Consider the following 8,115-nt stretch of genomic DNA (forward strand, 5'->3'; position numbering starts at 1 on the left):
GGTACCGGCCATGCTCCTGACCATCGATGTCCGGACCACGAGCACGGTTATCGGCCTGATCACCGGTACCGGTGATCAGGCCGAACTGGTGCGGCACTGGCGGATCCACACCAATCCGCTGCATACCGCGGACGAGTTCGCGATGAATCTGCGCGGTCTCGTCGGCGCGGATCTGGACCTGGTGTCCGGCGTGGCCGGACTGTCCACGATGCCACCGATGCTGCGTGAGCTGCGGCTGATGCTGGAGCGCTACTGGCAGCACGTTCCGCAGGTCCTGGTGGAGCCGGGAGTGCGCACCGGCATCCCCCTGCTGGTGGACAACCCGAAGGAAGTCGGCGCCGACCGGATCGTGAACGGTCTGGCCGCCTACCACGAGTACGGTACCGCCGCGATCGTGGTGGATTTCGGGGTGTCTATCTGCGTCGACCTGGTTTCGGCGAAGGGGGAGTTCCTCGGCGGGGTGATCGCACCGGGGGTCGAGACAGCCACCGAGGCGCTGATCGAGCGGGCGGCCCTGCGCCGGGTCGAACTGACCCGCCCGCGGTCGGTGATCGGCAAGAACAGCGTCGAATGCATCCAGTCCGGCGCGATATTCGGTTTCGCGGGGCTGGTGGACGGGTTGATCGATCGCATTCGTGACGATATCGACGGATTTTCCGGGGCGGATGTCGCGGTGGTGGCCACAGGCGCGGCCGCACCGTTGATCATCGGCGAATCGGAAACGGTGGAACACCATCGGCCGCATCTCACACTGACGGGATTGCGGCTCGTCTACGAGCGCAATCAGCGGCGTACCCGCGGCTGACCGGTTCGCGCCGTGGTCACCGGTGCCGTGTGACGCATTCCGCTGTGCCGGATATGGCCGGGCCTGCTCCGGGTTGCTAAGCTCTCGGTGTGCTGAACCGCGTGCGTACCCAGGAGTGTTGTCGAGGCTGACGCGCCTCGACGGTTCGAGGCATTCGTGAAGTCCTCGATCCTTACTCTTCCCTGGAGATGCGCTCATGCGTTCCCCTGTTATTTCGTCGGTAGTGCAGCCTGCGGCTCGTGATTTTCCGGCCGCCCCGAATCCGATCCCCGATCGGCCCATCGCCCCGGCGCTGCCGACCCGCCTCCGGCCCGCCGACCTGCTGCGGCTCACCGATGAAACCGGTGAGGATGTGCTCTCCGGTCGATACGACCATCTCCTACCCGCCGACGGCCGCTGGCCCGCCGTCGACCGTTGGGCCACCCGGCTCGTCTCCGATGACGAGGTAGATATCTGGCTGATCAGCTGGACGCCCGACAAATCCACCCAGTTACACGATCACGCCGGTTCGCTGGGCGCCCTCACGGTGCTCAGCGGCGCATTGGCCGAATATCGCTGGAATGGGTCCGAACTTCGGCACCGGGTGTTGTCGGCCGGTGATCAGGCCGCGTTTCCGATCGGCTGGGTGCACGATGTCGTTCGCGCTCCCGATCGGATATCGGTATCCGCTTCGGCCGGGCCTCTCGACCCCACTCTGAGCGTGCACGCGTATTCGCCGCCGCTCACCGCCATGTCCTATTACGAGGTGACGGGGCACGGCAGTCTGCGCCGTACGCGTACCGTCCTCACCGACCAGCCCGAAGGTGAACTCTGATGTCGCGACTGACCATCGATCAGATGCTCGACAACGCCCGCTCGCAGTTGCGGCGTATCCATCCCGTGGAATTGCCGGCCGCGCTCGCCCGGGGCGCGATCCTGGTCGATATCCGGCCCGTCGCGCAACGCAACCGGGAGGGAACTCTGCCCGGTGCGCTGGTCATCGAGCGGAATGTGCTGGAGTGGCGGCTGGACCCCAGCAGTTCGGCACGATTGGCGCTGGCCACCGATCACGATGTCGAATGGATCGTGCTGTGCTCGGAGGGCTATACCTCCAGTCTGGCAGCGGCCTCGTTGCGCCAATTGGGGCTGCACCGGGCGACCGATCTGGTCGGTGGATATCGGGCCCTGGAGGCCGCCGGTATGCGCGCGGTCGCCACCGGGGCCGCGCACTTCACCAGGGAAGTGCGTTCGCTCGCGGTTCTCTGAATTCCTGCGGTCGGCGGCGAATGCGACCCAACGACAATACATTTCCGCTTCGCCGGACGCGTCGTGGAGAAATGCGAAGCTACCGAATGGTCTTTTTTCGGTACGTGAGTAGCCGTGTGCTGCGCCGTCGATTCGATATCGCGCTGTAGAGGGCAGGCGGCCGGTGAATCGTTTTGCCGTGCACGCTAGGGTGGTTCGCTGTGAGCAACCCGAACTCCTCGTCATCCGGCGGCTCCGCGGGCGTTGTTCCTGCGGGGCGAGCGAGCCGTTCCGTGGAAGTCGACGACATCCCCGAGCAGATACGGATCCGCCGGGAGAAGCGGGAGCGGTTGCTGGCGGCCGGCGGTGAGGCCTATCCGGTCGTTGTGCCGCGTACGCATACGCTGGCCGAAATCCGTGCCGCCTATCCGGATCTCGACGCCGATACCGCCACCGGGCAGCAGGCCGGTGTGGCGGGCCGGGTCATCTTCATGCGAAATACCGGAAAATTGTGCTTCGCGCAGTTACAGGAGGGCGACGGGACCACGCTGCAGGCAATGATCAGCCTGAACGGCGTCGGCGCGGACGCGCTGGCGGCGTGGAAGGCCGATGTGGACCTCGGCGATATGGTCTTCGTGCACGGCGAGGTCATCTCGTCGCGGACCGGCGAGCTGAGCATCATGGCCGATTCCTGGTCGATGGCCGCCAAGGCGCTGCGCCCGCTGCCGGTCGCGCACAAGGAGATGAGCGAGGAATCGCGAGTCCGGCAGCGTTATGTCGATCTGATCGTGCGCCCGGAGGCCCGGCATATGGCCCGTACCCGGGTCGCGGTGGTGCGCGCCCTGCGTAACGCGCTCGAAAACCGGGGGTTCCTGGAAGTCGAGACGCCGATGCTGCAGACGCTGCACGGCGGGGCCGCCGCCCGGCCGTTCCAGACACACTCGAATGCGCTCGATATGGATCTCTACCTGCGCATTGCACCTGAACTTTTTCTGAAACGATGCGTTGTCGGTGGCATCGAGCGGGTGTTCGAGATCAATCGCAACTTCCGTAACGAGGGTGCCGATTCTACCCATTCGCCCGAGTTTGCGATGTTGGAAACATACGAGGCCTACGGCACGTACGACGACTCCGCGCGGATGATCCGGGAATTGATCCAGGAAGTAGCGCAGGAGGCTCTGGGAACGCAGCTCGTGACCCTGGCCGACGGGTCGGAATACGACCTCCGTGGTGAGTGGACAACCGTCGAGATGTATCCGTCGCTATCGGAGTCGGTTGGGGTCGAGGTCACCCCGGAAACAACTGTTCAGGAATTGCTGGAGCTGGCCGATCGGGTCGGTCTGGAAATTCCCGAGGGCAAGGGCTACGGCCACGGCAAACTCGTGGAGGAACTGTGGGAGCACAGCTACGGCGACAAGCTGTACGTGCCGACTTTCGTCCGTGATTTCCCGGTCGAGACCTCCCCGCTGACCAGGCAGCATCGTTCGCGGCCGGGTGTTACGGAGAAGTGGGATCTGTATGTCCGTGGCTTCGAGTTGGCCACGGGTTATTCGGAGTTGGTGGATCCGGTGATCCAGCGGGAACGGTTCGTCGACCAGGCCCGGCTGGCCGCGGCCGGCGACGACGAGGCAATGGTGCTCGACGAAGACTTCCTCGCCGCGATGGAACACGGTATGCCGCCGACGACCGGAACGGGTATGGGAATCGATAGGTTGTTGATGGCACTCACCGGATTGGGAATCCGCGAAACGATACTGTTCCCAATAGTTCGGCCGGCCGGCCGTTGAGCGAACGGTTTGCATAGCCGATCGCTCGTCTTGGAATTTTCCGAATTCGAGGTATTCTTGCCTCGGGTAATCGGCCTGTTTTTGGCGGGTCGCACGATTTCGAGAGGACGTTCATCTCATGGCAAAGAAGGTCACCGTTAGCCTGATCGACGATGTCGACGGTGAGTCCATCGCGGACGAGACCATCGAGTTCGCAATCGATGGGGTGTCGTACGAGATCGATCTGTCGTCGTCGAACGCGGCGAAGCTCCGGGACGAGTTGGAGCAGTGGGTCGGCAGCGCCCGCCGCGTGAGTGGCCGGCGCCGGGTGAAGTCCGCTGTCGCCGCCGCCGGGGGTACCAAGGCGCGCGCCACGATGGACCGCGAACAAAGCGCGGCAATTCGCGAGTGGGCACGCCGGAATGGTCACAAGGTTTCCGCGCGGGGGCGTATCTCCGCCGATATCACCGACGCGTACAACAAGGCCTCGAAGGGATAGTTCTTCTTTCAACCGCCGTGTACCAGTCTTTACCCGACGGCGGCTGGTCTTTCTCGATAGCGATTTGGAATTACCGCTGGCCCCGGCGCTGTGCGCCGGGGTTACTGCGCCCGGCGGGCTTCCACCTTGCTCCGGCGCCCGCTCGCCCGGCACCATAGACAGGTCCGGCCGGGCTCGTTGCGCGACGCAGTTCGGGGGGTTCGTGGTTCGGCAGGTGCTGCCGGTATGGAGAGGTGAGGTATCGGCGCAGTGACCGGATCCGTCGGCTCGTTCCTACGATTCACCGATGACGAAGGCCGTCGGCGCGAGGTGATGCTCAGCCCGGAACGGCAGCGGATCACCATCGGCCGCTCGGCCGGCGCGGACCTCTCGCTGCGCTGGGATGCCGAGGTCTCGCGATTACACGCGGCGGTGGAATATCTCGCGGCCCAGTGGACCATCGTCGATGACGGTCTCTCACGCAACGGCACGTTCGTCAACGGCGAGCGGTTGCACGGCCGGCGCCGGCTGATGCCGGGTGACCGGATCCGGGTCGGCACCTCGCTGGTGTCGTTCCACGATTTCAACGGGGTGGCCGACGACGCCACCCGTGCCTCCAGCGCCTCCATTCCCACCGTCAGATCGCTGACCGAGGCCCAGCGCGGGGTGCTGGTGGCTCTGTGCCGCCCGTACAAGGGCGACGCGGGCTTCGCCGCCCCGGCCTCCAACCAGCAGATCGCCGACGAACTCTTCCTCAGCGTCGACGCCGTCAAGACCCATCTGCGGGCCCTGTTCGCCAAGTTCGGCGTGGAGGATCTACCGCAGAATCAGAAGCGGGTGCGGCTGGCCGCGCTGGCCATGCGCAGCGGGCACATCACCGATCGCGATCTCTGAAGCCCGCCCGGGGCGCTCCCCAGGTATGGGAGCGGGTTGTGTTCGCTGTGGGCAAAACCGGAATGGGAAACCAATCCGTGGGTACGGGCGTTATGAGTGAATAGCCCTGCCAACGGCCGCAGATCATTAGGGTGGACCGGCGGCGGTGTAATCCCCTGCCAACTAGAGTGGGAGGCGGGGGCCGCAACCCCTGGCCTACATGGCAGGCTGAGACCGACGGTTGTCCACGACACACCACGACATCGGCCGGCCATAGAGTCCGGAGCAGGAGAGTGAGGGAGCGATGTTCGAGAGGTTCACCGACCGCGCGAGGCGTGTCGTCGTCCTGGCCCAAGAAGAGGCCAGGATGCTCAACCACAACTACATCGGCACCGAGCACATCCTGCTGGGTCTGATCCACGAGGGTGAAGGTGTCGCGGCCAAGTCCCTGGAGTCGCTCGGAATCTCGCTGGAGGGCGTCCGCAGCCAGGTCGAGGAGATCATCGGCCAGGGCCAGCAGGCACCGTCGGGTCATATTCCGTTCACCCCCCGCGCCAAGAAGGTGCTGGAACTGAGCCTGCGCGAGGCGCTGCAGCTCGGTCACAACTACATCGGTACCGAGCACATCCTGCTCGGCCTGATCCGCGAGGGTGAGGGTGTCGCGGCCCAGGTTCTGGTCAAACTCGGCGCCGATCTCAACCGGGTCCGCCAGCAGGTCATCCAGCTGCTGTCCGGGTATCAGGGCAAAGAGCCCGTGGAATCCGGCGCCCGCGGCGAGACGGGTACCCCGTCCACTTCGCTGGTCCTCGACCAGTTCGGCCGCAATCTCACCCAGGCGGCCCTGGAAGGCAAACTCGACCCCGTCATCGGCCGCTCGAAGGAGATCGAGCGGGTCATGCAGGTGCTGAGCCGCCGGACCAAGAACAACCCCGTCCTGATCGGCGAGCCCGGTGTCGGTAAGACCGCCGTGGTCGAGGGCCTGGCCCAGGCCATCGTCAACGGTGAGGTCCCGGAGACCCTGAAGGACAAGCAGCTGTACACCCTCGACCTGGGTTCCCTGGTCGCGGGCAGCCGCTACCGCGGTGATTTCGAAGAGCGCCTGAAGAAGGTGCTCAAGGAGATCAACACCCGCGGCGACATCATCCTGTTCATCGACGAGCTGCATACGCTGGTCGGTGCGGGTGCCGCCGAGGGCGCCATCGACGCGGCCTCGATCCTGAAGCCGAAACTGGCTCGCGGTGAGCTCCAGACCATCGGTGCCACCACCCTCGACGAGTACCGCAAGTACATCGAGAAGGACGCCGCCCTCGAACGCCGGTTCCAGCCGGTCCAGGTGGGCGAGCCGACCGTCGAGCACACCATCAACATCCTCAAGGGCCTGCGCGACCGCTACGAGGCGCACCATCGGGTCTCCATCACCGATGGCGCCCTGGTCGCCGCCGCCACCCTGGCCGATCGCTACATCAACGACCGGTTCCTGCCGGACAAGGCGATCGACCTGATCGACGAGGCCGGCGCCCGGATGCGTATCCGCCGGATGACCGCCCCGCCGGACCTGCGCGAATTCGACGACAAGATCGCCGACGCGCGCCGGGAGAAGGAATCGGCGATCGACGCGCAGGACTTCGAGAAGGCCGCGCGGCTGCGCGACAAGGAGAAGCAGCTCGTCGCCAAGCGGGCCGAGCGCGAGAAGCAGTGGCGCTCCGGTGATCTGGATGTCGTGGCCGAGGTCGACGACGAGCAGATCGCCGAGGTCCTGGCCAACTGGACCGGTATTCCGGTGTTCAAGCTCACCGAGGAGGAGACCACCCGTCTGCTCCGTATGGAGGACGAGCTGCACAAGCGGATCATCGGCCAGGAGGACGCGGTCAAGGCCGTTTCCAAGGCCATCCGCCGCACCCGCGCGGGTCTGAAGGATCCCAAGCGTCCGTCCGGTTCGTTCATCTTCGCCGGTCCGTCCGGTGTCGGTAAGACCGAGCTGTCCAAGGCGCTGGCGAACTTCCTGTTCGGCGACGACGACGCGCTCATCCAGATCGATATGGGCGAGTTCCACGACCGCTTCACCGCCTCGCGGCTCTTCGGTGCCCCTCCCGGGTACGTCGGCTACGAGGAGGGCGGCCAGCTCACCGAGAAGGTGCGTCGCAAGCCGTTCTCCGTGGTTCTGTTCGACGAGATCGAAAAGGCCCACCAGGAGATCTACAACACCCTGTTGCAGGTCCTCGAGGACGGCCGTCTCACCGACGGGCAGGGTCGCACGGTCGACTTCAAGAACACGGTGCTGATCTTCACCTCGAACCTCGGTACTTCGGATATCTCGAAGGCAGTCGGCCTGGGCTTCACCCAGTCGAACAACGAGGGCTCGAACTACGAGCGGATGAAGCTCAAGGTCAACGACGAGCTGAAGAAGCATTTCCGCCCCGAGTTCCTCAACCGTATCGACGACGTGATCGTCTTCCACCAGCTCACCACCGAGCAGATCGTGGAGATGGTGGATCTGATGATCAACCGCGTCGGCGTGCAGCTGAAGAACAAGGATATGTCGATGGAGCTCACCGACCAGGCCAAGAGCCTGCTGGCCAAGCGCGGTTTCGATCCCGTGCTCGGCGCCCGGCCGCTGCGTCGCACCATCCAGCGCGAGATCGAGGACCAGCTGTCGGAGAAGATCCTCTTCGGCGAGATCGGTGCCGGTCAGAACGTCGTGGTCGACGTCGAGGGCTGGGACGGCGAAGGCTCGGGCGAGGACGCCCGCTTCACCTTCACTCCGAAGGCCAAACTCACCAAGGACGACGGTGACAAGAAGCCGGAGGTCGTGCTGACCGGCGCGTCCGAGGGCCCGGCCGAGGCCGCCTCGGGCGAGTAGAAGCAACAACGAAGAGATGCATCACCATGTCGAGCAGGGCAGGATGCAGATCGTGGCGCCCCGGCTCCGGCGCTGCGTCGAGGTTCAATTCGATTTCGGAGAAGACCGT

7 protein-coding genes are annotated in these 8,115 nt (G+C 64.9%); all 7 read left to right on the forward strand.

What is annotated here, in order from left to right; genetic code table 11:
• Positions 1–10: 10 nt before the first annotated feature.
• The 7 genes from AB0F41_RS27380 to AB0F41_RS27410 all read left to right on the forward strand — a co-directional run bounded on the left by AB0F41_RS27380 (position 11) and on the right by AB0F41_RS27410 (position 8,006).
• Positions 11–805: a type III pantothenate kinase gene (locus AB0F41_RS27380; RefSeq protein WP_357428670.1), complete on the forward strand. Its 795-nt coding sequence runs from the start codon at positions 11–13 to the stop codon at positions 803–805.
• A 196-nt stretch (positions 806–1,001) separates the two neighbouring features.
• Complete coding sequence (locus tag AB0F41_RS27385) at positions 1,002–1,619, forward strand: cysteine dioxygenase (protein WP_357428672.1); 618 nt, start codon at positions 1,002–1,004, stop codon at positions 1,617–1,619.
• Positions 1,620–1,627: 8 nt separating this feature from the next.
• Positions 1,628–2,050, forward strand: coding sequence for a rhodanese-like domain-containing protein (locus tag AB0F41_RS27390; protein WP_357428690.1), 423 nt, complete (start codon positions 1,628–1,630; stop codon positions 2,048–2,050).
• Positions 2,051–2,322: 272 nt separating this feature from the next.
• Positions 2,323–3,816: a lysine--tRNA ligase gene (lysS, locus tag AB0F41_RS27395; RefSeq protein ID WP_357428674.1), complete on the forward strand. Its 1,494-nt coding sequence runs from the start codon at positions 2,323–2,325 to the stop codon at positions 3,814–3,816.
• 118 nt (positions 3,817–3,934) lie between these two features.
• Entirely contained in the window at positions 3,935–4,294 is a 360-nt protein-coding gene (locus tag AB0F41_RS27400) for an Lsr2 family protein (protein ID WP_357428676.1), read from the forward strand.
• 312 nt (positions 4,295–4,606) lie between these two features.
• The gene (locus tag AB0F41_RS27405; protein WP_357428692.1) at positions 4,607–5,167 is read left to right on the forward strand and encodes an FHA domain-containing protein; all 561 of its coding nucleotides are present in this window, start codon (positions 4,607–4,609) and stop codon (positions 5,165–5,167) included.
• Between the two features lie 283 nt (positions 5,168–5,450).
• The gene (locus AB0F41_RS27410) at positions 5,451–8,006 is read left to right on the forward strand and encodes an ATP-dependent Clp protease ATP-binding subunit (protein WP_357428678.1); all 2,556 of its coding nucleotides are present in this window, start codon (positions 5,451–5,453) and stop codon (positions 8,004–8,006) included.
• Positions 8,007–8,115 lie beyond the last annotated feature (109 nt).

It is taken from the genome of Nocardia sp. NPDC024068, from assembly GCF_040638875.1.
Lineage (GTDB): Bacteria > Actinomycetota > Actinomycetes > Mycobacteriales > Mycobacteriaceae > Nocardia.